General features: G+C 63.4%; 14 protein-coding genes. 9 read left to right on the forward strand and 5 right to left on the reverse strand.

Annotation, left to right across the window (positions count from 1 at the left end):
- Positions 1–372: 372 nt before the first annotated feature.
- The 6 genes from KGA96_RS08270 (at position 373) to KGA96_RS08295 (ending at position 7078) form a co-directional block, all read left to right on the forward strand.
- Positions 373–888: a flavin reductase family protein gene (locus tag KGA96_RS08270; RefSeq protein ID WP_046042741.1), complete on the forward strand. Its 516-nt coding sequence runs from the start codon at positions 373–375 to the stop codon at positions 886–888.
- A gap of 9 nt (positions 889–897) precedes the next feature.
- On the forward strand, positions 898–2577 hold the full coding sequence (locus tag KGA96_RS08275) for an FAD-binding protein (protein WP_046042742.1): 1680 nt from the start codon (positions 898–900) through the stop codon (positions 2575–2577).
- Complete coding sequence (locus tag KGA96_RS08280) at positions 2565–3320, forward strand: glucose 1-dehydrogenase (protein WP_046042743.1); 756 nt, start codon at positions 2565–2567, stop codon at positions 3318–3320. The genes KGA96_RS08275 and KGA96_RS08280 overlap by 13 nt, the downstream gene beginning before the upstream one ends.
- A 13-nt stretch (positions 3321–3333) precedes the next feature.
- The gene (locus KGA96_RS08285) at positions 3334–4416 is read left to right on the forward strand and encodes a ferredoxin--NADP reductase (protein WP_223512338.1); all 1083 of its coding nucleotides are present in this window, start codon (positions 3334–3336) and stop codon (positions 4414–4416) included.
- A 262-nt stretch (positions 4417–4678) separates the two neighbouring features.
- Entirely contained in the window at positions 4679–5425 is a 747-nt protein-coding gene (locus KGA96_RS08290) for an SDR family NAD(P)-dependent oxidoreductase (RefSeq protein ID WP_046042745.1), read from the forward strand.
- A gap of 72 nt (positions 5426–5497) precedes the next feature.
- The gene (locus KGA96_RS08295; RefSeq protein ID WP_046042746.1) at positions 5498–7078 is read left to right on the forward strand and encodes a FadD3 family acyl-CoA ligase; all 1581 of its coding nucleotides are present in this window, start codon (positions 5498–5500) and stop codon (positions 7076–7078) included.
- A 249-nt stretch (positions 7079–7327) separates the two neighbouring features.
- Here the strand turns inward: KGA96_RS08295 and KGA96_RS08300 are convergent, their stop codons facing one another.
- The gene (locus KGA96_RS08300) at positions 7328–8206 is read right to left on the reverse strand and encodes an SDR family NAD(P)-dependent oxidoreductase (RefSeq protein ID WP_223465899.1); all 879 of its coding nucleotides are present in this window, start codon (positions 8204–8206) and stop codon (positions 7328–7330) included.
- On the reverse strand, positions 8203–9945 hold the full coding sequence (locus KGA96_RS08305) for an FAD-binding protein (protein WP_046042748.1): 1743 nt from the start codon (positions 9943–9945) through the stop codon (positions 8203–8205). Before KGA96_RS08305 ends, KGA96_RS08300 begins: the two co-directional genes overlap by 4 nt.
- Positions 9946–10271: 326 nt before the next feature.
- On the opposite strand from KGA96_RS08305, the gene KGA96_RS08310 reads away from it, so the two are divergent.
- The 3 genes from KGA96_RS08310 (at position 10272) to surE (ending at position 14248) form a co-directional block, all read left to right on the forward strand.
- Positions 10272–11789 carry a DUF1302 domain-containing protein gene (locus tag KGA96_RS08310; protein ID WP_311132823.1) on the forward strand — a complete coding sequence of 506 codons (1518 nt, stop codon included), beginning with the start codon at positions 10272–10274 and terminating at the stop codon, positions 11787–11789.
- Between the two features lie 23 nt (positions 11790–11812).
- Positions 11813–13192, forward strand: a complete 1380-nt coding sequence (locus KGA96_RS08315; protein WP_223465896.1) for a DUF1329 domain-containing protein — start codon at positions 11813–11815, stop codon at positions 13190–13192.
- A gap of 78 nt (positions 13193–13270) precedes the next feature.
- Positions 13271–14248 carry a 5'/3'-nucleotidase SurE gene (surE, locus tag KGA96_RS08320; RefSeq protein ID WP_046042751.1) on the forward strand — a complete coding sequence of 326 codons (978 nt, stop codon included), beginning with the start codon at positions 13271–13273 and terminating at the stop codon, positions 14246–14248.
- A 144-nt stretch (positions 14249–14392) separates the two neighbouring features.
- Here the strand turns inward: surE and KGA96_RS08325 are convergent, their stop codons facing one another.
- From KGA96_RS08325 to KGA96_RS08335, 3 genes are read right to left on the reverse strand one after another with little or no spacing between them, the layout of a single operon-like run.
- Entirely contained in the window at positions 14393–15502 is a 1110-nt protein-coding gene (locus tag KGA96_RS08325) for a 3,4-dihydroxy-2-butanone-4-phosphate synthase (protein ID WP_223457146.1), read from the reverse strand.
- Positions 15499–16425, reverse strand: a complete 927-nt coding sequence (locus tag KGA96_RS08330; RefSeq protein WP_223465894.1) for an alpha/beta hydrolase — start codon at positions 16423–16425, stop codon at positions 15499–15501. Before KGA96_RS08330 ends, KGA96_RS08325 begins: the two co-directional genes overlap by 4 nt.
- On the reverse strand, positions 16412–17251 hold the full coding sequence (locus tag KGA96_RS08335) for an SDR family NAD(P)-dependent oxidoreductase (protein ID WP_046042755.1): 840 nt from the start codon (positions 17249–17251) through the stop codon (positions 16412–16414). The genes KGA96_RS08330 and KGA96_RS08335 overlap by 14 nt, the downstream gene beginning before the upstream one ends.
- Positions 17252–17339: the final 88 nt, after the last annotated feature.

The raw sequence follows: 17339 nt of genomic DNA on the forward strand, positions 1-17339 counted from the left end.
GTGTTCATCCGGGGATTGGCGCGCAGCGCCGTTCGACGCAGTCGAACTCATTGCATGTAGGTCGAAGCGAAGCCGACCGGAGGGCAATGCCCCCGGATGAATACCGCAGCGAAGGAACGCCGAGCCTTAGCGAGGGGCCGTACGTAAGGGGCGAGACCTTTTGGTTACTTTTGGGGCGTTTGCCAAAAGTGACCCGCTGTAAGAGCGGAACCGTAAGCCGCCATTACCGCAGAAATGGATATGTACTCAACCCAAACCACCAGCCTGGTCGGCCCAGAAGCCGCCAAGGCCTAGTCCCCTCGGACGATGTGACGACTGGACGTCAGAGCAAGAATCCATCGCACTCCCCAACCAACAAAAAGGCCCAGTGCGATGAACGACGTCAATCTCAAAGCCGACATGCTCCAGGCCATGCGCCGCCTGGCCAAGTCAGTCACCATTATCAGCACCAGCAACGGCTCCGAACGCTTCGCCATGGCCGCCACGGCCGTCGACTCGCTGAGCACCGAGCCGCCATCGCTGCTGATCTGCGTGAACAAGACCGCCTCGCCCCACGCCGCACTGGCGACCGGCGCCGACTTCTGCGTCAACATCCTCGGCGTCGAACAACAAGACCTCGCCAACCTGTGCAGCGGCGCGATCAAGGGCGAAGCACGCTTCGACCGGGGCAACTGGCTGACCAGCCCCGGCGGCATTCCTTACCTGGGTGACGCGCAGTCGGCGATCCTCTGCCGCCAGGACGGCCACTTCAGCTACGGCACCCACACCGTGTTCATCGGGCGCATCCTGCAGATTCACACCACCGACGCCATCACCCCGCTGGTCTACCTCGACGGCAGCTACACCACCACCGCCAAACCCGCACCTTCTCTCGCTGCTGCTGGCTGAGGCCCGAACATGGACAGCCTGAACCGGTTGACGGCGTTGCGAGTGAACAGCGCCGACCAGTTGCCATGGGATGACCGCTGCGATTTGCTGATCATCGGGTTTGGCGGTGCCGGCGCCTGTGCCGCCATCGAAGCCAGCACTCGCGGCCTGTCGGTGCTCGCACTGGATCGCTTCGAAGGCGGCGGCGCCACGGCGCTCAGCGGTGGCGTGGTGTATGCCGGCGGTGGTACGCCGTATCAGCGTCAGGCTGGCTATGAAGACAGCAGCGAAGCCATGTTCAATTACCTGCGTCAGGAAGTCGGCGAAGCCGTCAGCCACGAGACATTGCGCAATTTCTGCGACGACAGCCGCGAGCAACTGGCCTGGCTGGAGCGACAAGGCGCGGCCTTCGAGGCCAGCGTGCCACCGCACAAAACCTCGTACCCGAGTGACCAGTACTACCTCTATTACTCCGGCAACGAAGCCGTGCCGGCCTATGCCGCCAGCGCCAAACCGGCGCCCCGCGGTCATCGCACCAAAGGTCCGGGCATGTCCGGCGCCAGTCTGTTCGCCCCGCTCAAGGCCAGCGCCTTGCGTCATGGCGCACGCCTGCGCAGCCAGTGCGAAGTGCGGCGACTGGTGCTCGACCTCGACGACAAGGTCATTGGCGTCGAAGCCTGGCAGTTGCCGTCGGGTAGCCGCGCTGCCAAACAACATGCGCGTCTGTCACGCTGGGCCGCTGCCATTCATATGTACGCTCCGGCGTTGGCCGATCGCTTGCGCGCCCGTCAGCGCCGCATCGAACAGACCAGCGCCATTCGGCAATTGATTCGCGCCGAACAGGCGGTGTTGCTGAGCAGCGGTGGTTTTATCTTCAATCGCGAGCTGGTGCGCCAGTACGCGCCGCAGTACCTGGCCGGTCTGCCGCTGGGCGCCACCGGGTGCAATGGCAGCGGCATCGCCCTGGGCCAGAGCGTCGGTGGCAGCGTGGCGCGGATGGACAAGGTCAGCGCCTGGCGTTTCATCAATCCGCCACTGGCCTGGGCGCGCGGGCTGATCGTCAATGCCCGCGGACAACGTTATGCCAACGAAGAAATCTACGGCGCAACCCTCGGCCACGCCATGGTCGAAGAACAGGATGGTCGCGCCATTCTGATTCTCAATCGGGCGCTGGTTCGAGAAGCACTCAGTCAGGTCGGTCCCGGCAAGGTGTGGAATTTCCAGCGCCTGCCGGTACTGCTCAATCTGGTATTCAACGCCAAACGCAGCACCAGCCTGGCCGGCTTGGCCAAGCGCTGCAATCTGCCGCCCGAACTGCTGCGCCAGAGTGTCGAACGCTATTCCCGTGCGGCACGGGGTGAGGTCGCCGACGAGTTCGGCAAGTCCGCCGCGATGCTCGCCAACCTCGACCAGGGTCCGTGGTACGCCCTCGACCTGTCTTTCGACAGCAAACTCTTCCCCTGCCCGGTCATCACCCTGGGCGGGCTGAAGGTCTGCGAGGACAGCGGGCGTGTGCTGGACCACGCCGGCCAGCCAATAAACGGTCTCTACAGCGCCGGCCGCAATGCGGTCGGGGTCGCCTCCAACCTGTATGTCTCCGGCCTGTCCCTGGCCGATTGCATTTACTCCGGTCGCCGGGCTGCCGCCCACGTGGCCGACCAATTCGCACTTCAAACCGCACGATCAGGAGAACAACAATGCAACGTGTAGAAGGCAAAGTCTGCATCATCACCGGCGCCGCCAGCGGCATCGGTCGCGAAGACGCCCTGCTGCTGGCCCGTGAAGGTGCCAAAGTGGTACTGACCGACCTCAATGAAGAGGCCGGTCGCCAGGTAGCTGCAGAAATCGGCGCCAACGCGCTGTTCATCCGCCATGACATCGCCAACGAAAGCGACTGGCAACACGTGGTCAAGACCACCGTCGAACACTTCGGCCGTCTCGACGTGCTGGTCAACAACGCCGCGATCCTGGCGCTGGGCAGCATCGAAGACACCACCCTGGAGCTGTGGCAGAAGGTGCAGAAGATCAACGGCGAAGGCTACTTCCTCGGCTGCAAGTATGCGATCCAGGCCATGAAGGAAACCGGTGGCGGTTCGATCATCAACATGTCGTCGGTGGCCGCGCTGGGCGCGATGCCGATGTTCTGCGCCTACTCGGCGTCCAAAGGCGCAGTGGCGGCGATGACCCGCTCCATTGCCCTGCACTGCAAGCAGCAGGGTTACCGCATCCGCTGCAACAGCGTGCACCCCGATGGCGTGAACACGCCGATGACCCAGGCCCTGGCCGGTGGTCAGCCAATCCCGCAGGAAGCGCTGGACCAGGACCCGATGAACCGCATGGCCGCGCCACGGGACATTGCCAACGTGGTGCTGTTCCTCGCCACCGACGAGTCGCGATTCGTCAACGGTGCCGAGATCCGCGTCGACAACGCCCAGCTGATCAGCGGGCTCTGAGGTCGAGGTGAACATGGGCACGCAACAACAGAACCTGACCCCGGCCGAACACACGACGGGAAGCGTCTCATTGCAAGTGTGCGCGGTGATCGACGAGACCGCCGATGCGCGCTCGCTGGTGCTGGACGTACCGCCAACCCTGCGTGAGCGCTTTCGCTACAAACCGGGCCAGTTCCTGAGTTTTCGCGTGCCCTTGGCCGGCAAACTGTTGACCCGCTGCTACTCCATGGCCAGCTCACCCCTCGCGGATGCGCTGCCCAAGGTCACGGTGAAACGGGTCGATGGCGGCCGAGTGTCGAACTGGATGAACGAAGTGCAGGTCGGCGACTGGCTGGAAGTACTGCCACCGGCCGGACTTTTCTGCCTGGACCCGCAGGCGGACACCGAAAAGCCCCTGGTCCTGTTCGGGGGCGGTTCGGGCATCACCCCGGTGTTTTCCATTCTCAAGTCGGTGCTGCACAGCAGTCGGCGGCCGATCAAGTTGATCTACGCCAACCGCGATGAAGCCTCGGTGATTTTCAAGGACGAGCTGTGCCAGTTGATCAAGGCGCATCCTGATCAACTGCACGTGGTGCACGTCCTCGATTCGGTGCAGGGTTTCCTGACGGACCATCAGGTCCGTCATCTGCTGCGCGGATCGGCCGGCGGCGACTACTTCATCTGCGGGCCGGGACCGTTCATGGACACCGTGGAGCGCACCCTGCTGGCACTGGGCGAAGCGGCCGAGCGGATCCATGTCGAACGTTTCGTCTCGCCACCGGACCCCGACGAACTGTTGGCCGAAGAAGCCCACGCCCGCGAGGCAGCGATGGGGTCGCAGTGCGAAGCGATGATCGTCGAGCTCGATGGCGAACAACACGAAATCGCCTGCCAGCCCGGCGACACCCTGCTGCAAAGTTGCAAGGCCGCCGGCCTCGACGTGCCTTCGTCCTGTGAAGAAGGTTTCTGCGGGGCCTGCATGTGCGTGGTCAAGGAAGGAGAGGTTCAGTTGGCGCGCAACGATGTGCTGACGCCCAAGGAACTCGCCGACGGTTGGACGCTGGCCTGCCAGAGCCGACCGACGGGGGCGAAAGTACGCCTGAAATTCCCTGACTGAAGTTCACTCAAGGACAAACACTGCACCTGTGGCGAGGGAGCTTGCTCCCGTTGGGCCGCGAGCGGCCCCAAAAAACCTGAAAGCGACGACTGCTTCGCAGCCGAGCGGGAGCAAGCTCCCTCGCCACAGGTGAGTTATGACTGAACGACTTTGCCGGACTGAGGGGCTTTGTCGCCTTAGTCTCAACGGACGATCACTCGGGCCCGGTCTGCGGTTAGACTCGGCCCCAGCATTAGCCCACAACAATAAAAGAGGTGCAGTTATGGCTCGTTTGCAGAATAAGGTCGCGGTGGTCACCGGCGGCGCTTCGGGTATCGGTCTGGCCTGTGTGCGCCGTTTCGCTGCCGAAGGTGCGCAAGTGGTCGGGCTCGACATCGGCAGTGCACCGGCAGACTTTCCCGGCCTGTTCATGACCCTGGACGTGCGCGACGAAGCGCAGGTGCAGCAGGTCATGCAAGAAGTCATCAGCCGCTTCGGGCGCATCGATGTACTGGTCAATGCCGCCGGTGTCGCCGACCAGGGCAGCGTGACCCAGACCACCACCGCCAACTGGCAACGGGTGATGGACATCAACCTGACCGGCAGCATGCTCACCAGCAAATACGCGCTGGAATCGATGGTGTCGCAACGCGGAGGCTCGATCATCAACGTCGGTTCGATCTTCGGCCTGCAAGGCTGCGACGGCAACGTGGCGTACAACGTGTCCAAGGGCGGCATCAATCAGCTGACCCGCTCGATGGCCATCGACTACGGCTACGCTAACGTTCGCGTCAACGGCCTGTGCCCGGGCCTGATCGAAACGCCGATGACCAGCATGGTCCGTGACAATGACGCGTTCCACGCGTTTTTCGCCTCGCAGCACATGCTCAGCCGCTCCGGGCAACCGGAAGAAGTGGCCAACGTCGCGCTGTTCCTGGCCTCGGACGAAGCGTCCTTTGTCAGCGGCCAGATGATCGCCGTGGACGGTGGTTTCTCCGCCGGTCGCCGTTTCGCCCCGCCCGCCCAGTAATTCGCAATCCGGCCGGGCGCCCTGCCCGGCCTACTCCCTTTTTCGTACTTGTCTTCTAACCGGGGAGGCCCCATGCCGCCTGTCGCCACCGCACTGACCATCGCTCAACTGTTCGCCAACGCTGCCCAGGCCTACGGCGACCGCCCGGCCATCGAGGACGCGGGCCACGTCATCAGCTATCGACAACTGGACCAACTGCGTCGCCAGGCTGCCCGCGCACTGCTGGCCCTCGACGTACAGGTCGGGGACCGCGTGGCAATCTGGGCGCCCAACGTGTGGGAATGGATCGTTGCCGCCGGCGCCCTGCAAAGTGTCGGCGCCGCTCTGGTACCGCTCAATACCCGGATGAAGGGCAGCGAGGCCGGCTACATCCTGCGCGAAAGCGGCACCTGCGTACTGTTTGCCATCGGCGAATTCCTCGGCACGGACTACCCCGGCATGCTGGCGTCGGAAGACCTGCCTGAGCTGCGTCACATCGTCAGCGTGCGTGGCGCCAATTCGGGCACCCTGGCCTGGGAACGGTTTATGGACCTGGGCGTCGACGTGCCGCACCTGGCCTTGCGCACCCGCGAACAAAGCGTAACTCCGCAGGCCCTCTCCGACGTGCTGTTCACCTCGGGCACCACCGGCAAGCCCAAAGGCGTGATGACCAGCCACGGCCAGAACCTGCGAATCGTTCGGGACTGGAGCGATATCGTCGGCTTGCGCGAAAGCGATCGCTACCTGATCGTCAATCCGTTCTTCCACTCTTTCGGCTACAAGGCCGGTTGGCTGGCCGCCTTGATGCGTGGCTGCACCCTCCTGCCCCAGCAAGTGTTCGATGTGCAGGCCGTGCTCGAATGCGTGCAACGGGAACGCATCACCGTGTTACCGGGGCCACCCACGTTGTATCAGTCACTGCTGGCCCATCCGCAACGCAGTGACTTCGACCTGAGTTCCCTGCGTGTGGCGGTGACCGGGGCGGCGGCGATCCCGGTGGAGATGATCCACCGCATGCGCGACGAACTCGGCTTCGCCACCATCGTCACCGCGTATGGCCTGACGGAAGTCTGCGGTTTCGCCACGATCTGCCGCGCCGGCGACTCCGCGGAACTGGTCGCCAACACCAGTGGCCGGGCGATGCCGGGGGTAGAAGTACGCTGTGTCGGCAACAACGGCCGCAGCCAGCCAGCGAACATTCCCGGTGAAGTGCAGATTCGTGGCTACAACCTGATGCAGGGTTATCTCAACAACCCCGAAGCCAGCGAGGAGATTCTCGACGCCGATGGCTGGCTGCATACCGGCGACATCGGCATGCTCGACGAACAGGGTTACCTGCGCATCACCGACCGCCTCAAGGACATGTTCATCACTGGCGGCTTCAATGTGTACCCGGCGGAGATCGAACAGTGTCTGCTGACCTATCCGGGTGTGGCCCAGGCAGCGGTGATCGGGATTCCCGATGAGCGCATGGGTGAGGTGGCGATGGCGTTCCTGCTGCCCGCGCCGGGGATGGAAATCGAACAGGCACGGTTCCTCGCCTGGTGCCGTGAGCAGATGGCCAACTACAAGGTTCCGCGCCGGGTGCAGGTGCTGCAGAAGATGCCGATCAATGCAGCGGGGAAAGTGACGAAGAATGTGTTGCGCGAGTGGGCATTGCAGCCCGCCGACTAAACGCAATCCCTGTAGGAGCGAGCCTGCTCGCGATGGTGTGTCAGTCGACATCAATGCAACTGATAGACCATCGCGAGCAGGCTCGCTCCTACAGGGTTCGGGGGTGCACAAAAATTTCCCGCCCGACACAGTTCAACTGTAGGAGTGAGCCTGCTCGCGATAGCGGTAGAACATTCAACATCACTGTTGTCTGATCTGGCCCAATCGCGAGCAAGCTCGCTCCCACAGGTTTTGAGTTTTACCGACGAGTCAGACCACCCGCGCCGGATGCTGCTGGCGCGGGTCGCCGAGCATGGCGCGGTGGGATGGTGGCTGGCGACCTTCGGCTTCGCTGATGCCGTAGCCTGGGGCGATTTCGGCGGTGATCAGGGTCTGCCCGGACAACGCCATCAACTGCGGATCATTGAGCAAGGCATGGATCACCCGCCCGTTGAATTGCGGGGTTTCGGCGTGGGCGAGAAACGCCTGGTACTGCTCGCCATGCTGCTCACCGGCAATCTTCGTGCGTTCGGTCAGTTGCGGGCCAAGCCACAGCGACAACGCCGCCACGCCCTGCCCTTCGAAATCGATCGCCATGTCCGCCGCCAGCTTGTCGACGCCGGCCTTTTGCGCGCCGTACGCCGGGCCATGCATGTAGCAGCCGGCACCGAACGACGAGGTGAAGCAAATCAGCCCCTGGGCACTCTTCAGCAACAGCGGCGCGGCGTAGAAGCTGGCGATGTAGGCCGAGCGCAGACCGACGTCAAGAATGCGCACCAGGTCCAGCGGTTTGGCCCAGAACGGCCCCGGCTCGATCAACTGGTCATGGATGAACGCAGCGTTGTTCACCAGCAGATCCAGATGCCCGCACTCTGCTTCTACTCGGGCAAACAGCGCCTGAACCTGCGCGTCATCGGCGTGATCACAAACCACCGCGATACCACGCCCACCGGCAGCGGTGATCGCGGCGGCGGTGTCCTCCAGCGAGCCGCGCAAGGCATGCCCGTACAAATTCGATCCGCCCTGCGTCGGGGCGCGACCGGTGACATACACCGTCATGCCCGCCGCCCCGAGGGCCAGGGCAATACCCTGCCCGACTCCGCGACTGGCGCCGGTCACTACGGCGAACTGTGGATGCTGGTTGTTCATTCGACACTCCCGAACAAGGTTTTCGCCGAAGCGGTTTCGCTCTGGCGCTTGATGTGATTGGCGGCCAGGTAACCGAAGGTCATGGCCGGGCCGATGGTCGAACCGGCGCCCGGATAGGTGCGGCCCATCATCGAGGCCGCGCTGTTGCCGATGGCGTACAGGCCGTTGATCGGTTCGCCGTCTTCATGCAGCACGCGGGCGTGCACGTCGGTCAGCAGGCCACCCTTGGTGCCGATGTCGCCAGCGTCGATGCGCACGGCGTAGAACGGCCCCTTGAGCAACGGCGCCAGGCACGGATTGGGTTGCACGTTCGGGTCGCCGTAGTAGCGATCGAACAGCGATTCACCCTTGTGGAAATCCTCGTCGACACCCTGCACGGCCATGCCGTTGAAGCGCTGCACGGTGCGCACCAGCCCGTCGGCGTCGACGCCGATTTTCGTCGCCAGTTCTTCCAGGCTCGACGCCTTGTGGAAGTAGTCGCGCAGGTGCTCGGGCAATTGCCAATCGCGCTGGGCATAACCCGGCAGCAAGGCGCCGCAAGGGTATTTGCGGCGGAACTCGGCGTCGAACACCATCCAGCACGGCACGCTCGCGGCGCCTTCGCGGTTGTTGGCGTACATCGCGTAAACGATATCGGTATAGGGCGCGGCCTCGTTGACGAAACGCTCCCCCGCCGCGTTGACCATCACACACCCCGGCAGGGTGCGTTCAACGAACAGCGCGCGCTGTTTTTCTTCGCCCTTGACGTAGGTGGTCGGCGCCCACCAGCTGTGCTCCATCAGCGCGGTCCGCGCGCCAAGGGCCTGGCCGGCGCGGATGCCGTCGCCGGTATTGTTGGGCGGCGTGGCGCTCCAGTTGGCCCGGGACGGCTGCGGCAGGTACTGCTCGCGCATCGCCTGGTTACGCTCGAAACCACCGGCGGCGATGATCACCCCGTAGCGCGCCTTGACGTTGAGCAACTGACCGTTGCGATTGACCCGCGCCCCGCCGACCCGGTCGCCGACCAGCAGCAGCTCTTCGAGCGCACAGTTGAGCCACAGCGACTTGCCGCGATCCTGCAACGAACAGCGCAAGGCACCGATCAAGGCATTGCCCAGGGTCAGGAAACGGTCGCGACGGGACAAGCGCCGCCCCTCGCGATCACGCCAGTAGCGCCACATCACCCGCAAGGTCAGGCGCAACCAGCCGGGGCCACGGCACAGCAGCACCTGCGCCTCTTTCATGGTCATCGCCATGCGCCCCATCATCAGGGTGCCGGGGGACGGAGCGCGCATGCGCAAAAATTCTTCACCGAGTTCAGCGGCATCGAACGGTTGTGGATCCATCGAGCGATAGCCCGGTTTTCCACCCTCGACCTCCGGATAGTAATCGGCGTAGCGCGGTTGCGCTTCGAAGCGCACGCGGGTGTGTTGTTCCAGGTACTCGACCATCTCCCGGCCGTGCTCGACATAGGCTTCGATGCGCCCGTCGTCGATCTCGCCATGGGTCACGGCGCGGATGTAGGCAATCGCTTCGGCCGCAGAATCACTGCCGCCTATCGCATTGATCCGGTGGTTGTTGGGGATCCAGATGCCGCCGCCGGACACTGCCGAGGTGCCGCCGTACTCGCCGCTCTTTTCGATCAACAGCGCATTCAGGCCCAGGTCGTGGGCGCGCAGCGCAGCGGTCATGCCCCCGGCTCCCGAGCCAATCACCAACACATCACAGCACTCGTCCCATTTGATCCCGGCAGCGTTCATGCGATCACCCTTGTTCAGCGCCCATCAGGCAGAAACCGCCACCGCCGGATCTTCGCCCGGTGCAGTCGGTCTCGGGATTGTTCGCCGCGCGCGCCGGGTGTTCATCGTCCGATAAGACTAAGGCCAGGACGGCTGCCGCCCTGTACAAATCGCTTAGTCCGCTTGGACGATGTTGCGCGCAAGTCGTGACTCCATAGTCGCCCACAGCACCAATCACCCCCCTGAAATGCAGGTCGGGCAGGTCTGACCTGGGCCATGAGGACGACATGATAAAAACAATAATCGCCCCACCAACACAGCACCCTCGCACACAGCTTGTTCTATTGATGCTGGCTGGCGGACTTAGCGCTCACGTTAACGCCATGAGCTTTCAGCCAAGCGAAGACTTGAGCATCGACTGGGACACCACACTGACGTACAGCCTCGCCTGGCGGACCGAGTCTCGCGATCACAAACTGACCGCCAATGCCAACGGCAACGACGGCGACAACGCGTTCGACAAAGGCAGCCTGATCAACAACCGCAGCGGTTTTCTCACCGAAGCCAACATCAAGTGGCAAGACGACTACGGCGTGTTTGTCCGGGCGACGGGCTTCTACGACAACGTCTACGATCAGGACAACGACAACACCACCGGCACTTCCAACTGCTTCGCCGGCGGCCATTGCAGTCAGCCTGACCGCTTCTCCCAGGACACCATCGACCAGCACCGCAATGAACTGCGCATGCTCGATTACTATGCCTATGGCACCTGGGACGTGGGCGGCCACGCCTTCAACGCGCGCCTGGGCAACCAGGTGGTGAGCTGGGGTGAGAGCCTGTTCTATCCGGGTATTTCCGCGGCCCAGAGCCCGGTGGACGCAACCAAGGCGACCACCCCGGGCGTCGAGGTCAAGGAAATCCTGCTGCCGGTCGGTCAGCTGTTCACCCAGTTCGCCCTGACCGAAAGCCTGGGCATCCAGGCCTACTACCAATACAAGTGGGAAAAGACCGAGCTGTTCGGCGTGGGTAGCTACTTCTCCACCACCGACTTCATCGATGAGGGCGGCTTCAACGACGCCTCCGGTTTCGTCACCCGTCTGAAGGACGACAAACCGAGCGACAGCGGCCAGTACGGTGTCGCCTTCACCTACGCCGCCGAGTCGCTGAACAACACCGAGTTCGGCCTCTTCTACTCGCGCTATCACGACAAGACGCCGTCGCTGGATTTCGCGACGAACCTGGGCCGCTACCAGGTGCGCTACTTCGACAACATCGACCTGTTCGGCGCGAGCTTCGCCACCGTGCTGGGCGACGTCAGTTGGGCTGGTGAAGTCAGCTACCGCGACGGCACGCCGGTGATGGTCAACAACGGCTTCTCCAGCCCCGTGCGTGGCAAGACCGTACAAGCGCAGACGTCGATGATCTATGTGCTCGGCCCGACCGCCTTCGCCGACAACACCAGTCTGACTGGCGAGGTGGTCTACAACACCGTGGTCAGCAACGACAAGTCGCAACCGGTGACCCTGGCGCCGGGCTTCGCGCTGCCGGGAACCGACAGCCTGGTCTATGACCGCGATGCCTGGGGCTACACGGTGCAGGCGAACTTTGACTACAACGACGTGTTCAGCGGATGGGACATGTCGGTGCCTGTCACTTTCAGCGCCGCCGCTCACGGCGACAGCTCAATGGTCGGCTCGATCAACGCCGGCCAGAACGATAACCGCGCCAGCATCGGCAGTTCGTGGCGCTACCTGGGCAACTTCACCGTCGAGGCCCGCTACAACGCCTACCTCGGCAATGCCAACAACAGCCCGTTGGCCGACCGCGACAACGTCGCGCTCAACTTCAAGTACCGGTTCTGATTCCCCTGTCGGAGGAGCACAGCATGTCCAGATTCACCCAAACCATATTGAGCACGGCGCTGACCGTCGGCCTGCTCGGCAGTGGCCTGGCCTACGCCAAGGTCAGCCCCGAAGAAGCCAACCGCCTTGGCCAGGACCTGACCCCGATGGGCGCCGAAAAAGCCGGCAACGCCGACGGCAGCATCCCGGCCTGGTCCGGCAAATGGCGCGGCCTGCCACCGGGTCTCAAATACGCCGGTCCCGGCACGCCGTACCCGGATCCGTACGCGGCGGAAAAACCGTTGTTCGTGATCGATTCGAAGAACATGGACAAGTACGCCGACAACCTGACCGATGGCCAGAAAGCGCTGCTCAAGCGTTACCCTGACACCTTCAAGATCCCGGTGTACCCAAGCCATCGCGACTTCCGCCTTGATCAGAAGCTGGAAGACCTGATCAAGAAAAACGCCGTCACTGCCGAACTCGACAATGACAACAACGACACGAAAAACGCCTGGGGTGCCTCGCCGTTCCCGATCCCGAAGAACGGCAGCGAGTTGATGTTCAACCACACCTTGCAGGGGCGTGCCAACACCGAAGAAGCCAACTACGGCCAGGCGGTGATCTACTCCAACAAGGAAAAGGTACTCGAAGAGGTCAACTACAAGATCTTCTCGATCTGGTCGAGCCCGGACAAGACCCTGGAGACCGCTGACGGCGTGCTCACCAACTTCCTGATCACCACCCTGGAACCGGTGCGCAAGAAAGGCGAGATCGTGGTCGGTCACGAATTCATCAACCCGACCGCCTCTCCGCGCCAGGCCTGGCAGTACAGCCCGGGCCAACGCCGGGTACGTCGCGCGCCGACCGTGGGCTACGACTCGCCGACCGGTGCGGGAGGTTTTCGTGTGTACGACGAAGACCGTTTGTTCAACGGTGCGCCAGACCGCTACAACTGGACCATCGTCGGTAAAAAAGAGATCTACATTCCGTACCACAACTACAAGATCGACGACCCGAGCGTGACCTCCGACCAGATCCTGGCCACCACCGGTCACGTCGATCCGCAGTACATGCGCTACGAGAAACACCGCGTCTGGGTGTTGCAGGCCAACCTCAAGGAAGGTGCCCGCCACGTGTACGCCAAGCGCGTGCTGTACCTCGACGAGGACACCTGGTCCGCGACCATGGCCGACAACTACGACAGCCGTGGCCAGTTGTGGCGCACCAACATGCAGACCTCGATCTATGCCTACGAGATACAGCGCTACCACGCTCGCCTCGGGATCTACCACGACCTGATCGCCGGCTCCTACCTGGTTGACCGCATGCTGATCGATCAGAAACCGGCCAAGCTCAATGCCACCGCCTTCACCGAAGACGAATTCACCCCTGGCAACCTGCGCAAACTCGGCACCCGCTAAACTCACCGCGCCCCGACCGAATCATTCGGTCGGGGCGTTGTGCTTTGTAAAATCCGCGCCTCCCACGGAAGACTCCCCATGAACAAACTCCTCACCGGCATCATCGCCATGGCCAGCGTTGGCCTGTCGATGCAAGCCAACGCCCTGAACATCCTGCTGACCAACGACGATGGCTGCCGCGCACCCGGCATCGATGCGATGTACCGCGCCCTGACCACTGCCGGGCACAAGGTCACCCTGGTCGGCCCGTTGAACGACAGCAGCGGCATCAGCGCCGCCAGCGTGGTCGTACCCGGCCAGGCCCTGGCGGTGACCGAACTGGCGCCGGGCCGGTTTTGCGTCGGGCCGCCAGAGGGCTACAGCCCACCTGCCGGCAAGACCTCCGCCATTGGCACGCCTGTGGATGCGGTCAATGTCGGCCTCGATGTGATCCTCAAGGATTCGCCGCCAGACCTGGTGGTGTCCGGCAGCAACTTCGGTGAAAACGTCGGCCCGCTGACGCAGATGTCCGGCACCCTCAACGCCGCCGTGCGCGCCATGTTCAAGGGGATTCCGGCGGTGGCGGTGTCCACGGCCATCGACATGGACCTGATCATCCGCGACCAGCAGGCCGGCTACCGCAAGACCCTCGGCGCCATGGACGACACGGCGCGCTTTGCCGTGAAGGTCATCGAACAGGCGAGCCTGGCCGGTACAGAAGCCAGACAGGCCTGCGCCAGGAACAAACATCAGTGTGATTTGAACGTGCTCGGCCTGCCGGGTGCCAGCGGCCTGAACCTCAACTACCCGCCCCTGAAACCCGATGAAGTCAAAGGCGTGAGCTTTGCGCCTATCGGCAACTGGGACCGCGTGAACTTCACCTCACAGCGCGGCGCCGATGGCGTGGTCCACGTCAACCTGGCCCCGCCGTCGACACCGACCGAAGCCCAGCAAAAGGCCGATGCCTATCAACTGTGGCAAGGCCACGCGGTGATCACCGTGATCGACGGCAACATGACCGCGCCGCAGGCGGTGCAGGATCAGGCGAAGAAGATGTTGCGCGGGATCAAGCCTTAAGCCAACACGGAACCTGTGGAAAATACAAACATGTGGCGAGGGAGCTTGCTCCCGCTCGGGCGCGAAGCGGCCGTAAGATTTTTACGACTGCTGCGCAGCCGAACGGGAGCAAGCTCCCTCGCCACAGGTGTATGTCAATTCAAGTCACGGTTGAAACGGCACGAATTCCGTCACTTCCAGGTCAAACCCGGAAACGGCGGTGTACGGCACCGGCGAACTCATCAGGCGCATTTTGCGCACGTTCTGGTCCCGCAGGATCTGCGCGCCGATGCCCAAAGTCCGTTGCGGAAACTGTGGCGCCCGGTGTTTGCCTCCACTGCGCTGACGCAGTTGTTCGAGCACGCCCTCGGCCGATTCCTTTTGCGCCAGCAGCACCAGCACACCGCTACCGGCCGCCGCGATACTGGCCAGCGAACGTTCCAGGGTCCACTGTTGCGGCCCGCCTTCGCTTTCACAGCCCAGTACGTCACGCAACGTCTCGATGCTTTGCACCCGCACCAGCGCCGGTTGCGTGCTGTCGATCCGGCCCTTGACCAGCGCCAGGTGCAACGAGCCCTGGTAGGTGTCCTGATAGGTGGTCACCTGGAACTCGCCGTGACGGGTTTGCAACGGATATTCGCCGCCGCGCTCGATCGTGCCTTCATGCAGGATGCGGTAGTGAATCAGGTCGGCAATGGTGCCGATCCGCAAGCCATGGCGCTGGGCGAATTCATGCAGCTCGGCACCACGGGCCAGTTCACCGTCCTCGTTGAGAATGCCCACCAGGGTTGCCGCCGGTTGCAGCCCCGCCAGTCGTGTCAGGTCGCAAGCGGCCTCGACATGGCCGGCCCGCTGCATCACGCCACCGGGCAAGGCCTGCACCGGGAAGATATGCCCCGGTTGCACCAGGTCCGTCGGAACGCTGGCCGGGTCGACCGCCACCTGGATCGACCGCGCCCGGTCCGCCGCCGAGATGCCGGTGGACACCCCGGTGGCGGCTTCGATCGAGCGGGTAAAACCCACGCCATGTTGCGCCCGGGAGTTGGGCACCATCAGGTCCAGGCCCAGCGCGCGGCAGCGCTGCTCGGTCAGGGCCAGGCAAATCAGCCCGCGTGCCTGCACTGCCATGAAGGTGACAGCCTCGGCCCCGGCCTGTTCGGCGGCCATCAGTAGCGAGCCTTCGCCGTTGTGCTCGTCGTCGGTGATCACCACCATCCGACCGGCGCCGATGGCCTCGATCAGTTGCGGCACCGTGTTGAAAACCAGGCCGCTCATTTGAGTGCCCCGCGCAAATCGGCGCAAGCTTCTGTCAACGCTTGTGCTGCTGCTTCAACAAACGGCGCCATGCTGATAAAGCCGTGAATCATGCCTTCGTAACGCTGCACGCGCACCGCCACACCGGCTTCGCGCAGGTACTCGGCCAATGCCTCGCCCTCGTCCCGCAGCGGATCGAACCCGGCGGTGAACAATGTGGTCGGCGGCAAGCCTGCCAGGCTCTCGGCGCGCAATGGCGAGGCCAAAGGATCATCCGCCTGCCCGACATCTTGCAGGTACTGCTGCCAGAACCAGCGCATCATCCCGGCGGAAAGCAGATAGCTCTCGGCGAAGTCTTCGAAGGACTGACTGTCGCAACCCGCATCGGTGACCGGGTAAAACAGGCACTGATAACTGATCTTCGGCCCCCCGCGCTGTACCGCCAACTGACTGACCGCCAGCGCCAGATTGCCTCCGGCGCTGTCCCCGGCCACAGCCAGCCGACTGCCATCGACGCGCAGTTCAGCCGCGTGCTCGACCAGCCAGCAGGTCGCCGCATAACAATCGAGGGGTGCCGCCGGGAACGGGTTTTCCGGGGCCAGTCGGTACGCGACCGACACCACCGCCGCTTCGGTCTGGCGAGCCAATGAGCGGCAGAGATTGTCGTGGGTATCGAGATTGCCCATGACAAAGCCGCCGCCATGGAAAAACACCAGCAACGGCAGGTCGGGTTCTTCCGATGGCCGGTACAGCCGTGCGTCCAGTTCACCGTCCGCGCCGGCCACCCGTAGGTCGCGCACCTCGCTCATCGGTTCGCCGGGGATGGCCGGCAGCATATTGTCGGAGAACTGCCGGTACTGAGCGGCATCGACCTGACTGAAATCGGGCTCCGGGATGTCGCGAAACTGCTGGAGAACCCCAGCGATCTGCTTATCGAGCGGCATGGGCATCGTCCTCTACGTCGGCCATTTGAAACTGCGGATTGGTCTCGCCCAGGATGCTTTGTACCCGGCGCTCAAGGGCCGGCTTGAAACCCTTGTGGGGCAGGATCCAGAAGCGTTTTTGCGCGACGGCGGCGAACACTTGCGCGGCCAGTTCCGCCGGGGTCATGCCCTGGCGAATGGTGCTGTCGAGCAGTTGGCTGAAGTCGGATCCGGCGGTGTCCACCACCTGGTTCGACGCCATGATTTCACTGGCCACCGGCCCCGGGCACAGCACCGAAACCGATACCGGCGCACCGATCATGGCGAGTTCGTAATGCAGGGTTTCCGAGAGCGCAACCACGGCCTGCTTGGTCACGTTGTACGGCGCCATCAGCGGGCTGCTGACCAGCCCGGCAAGGGACGCCGTGTTGATCACATGGGCGGCCCGGCCCTGGCTGAGCAACAGCGGCACAAAGGTGCGAATGCCGTTGATCACGCCATTGAGGTTGACGTCCAGCATGCGCTGCCATTGCGCCTCGGTGATTTCCCAGCTGAAGCCGGTTTGCATCACCCCGGCGTTGTTGAACAGCAGGTCGACCCCGCCAAAGTGCTCCACAGCCCGGTCACGCAAGCGCTCGACCTGCGTTACATCACCGACATCGGTAACGCAGGCAATCGCTTGCACACCGCTGGCCTGCAATTCGTCGCACAGGGCTTGCAGGCCCGCTGCATCCCGATCCGCCAGCACCAGGCGAATGCCCAGCGTCGCCGCGTGTTCGGCCAGGCCGCGGCCAATACCACTGGCGGCCCCGGTAATCACCGCTACCGGCCCTTGTTCATTACTCATCGCCAACTCCTGCCATGGGTCCAATGGCGCCAGTAGAGCGGGCCTACTTGAAGCGGCCATCGTCCATTCAGACGATGCCCGCTTTTAC

It is taken from the genome of Pseudomonas sp. GL-R-26, assembly GCF_019947365.1.
Taxonomy (GTDB): domain Bacteria; phylum Pseudomonadota; class Gammaproteobacteria; order Pseudomonadales; family Pseudomonadaceae; genus Aquipseudomonas.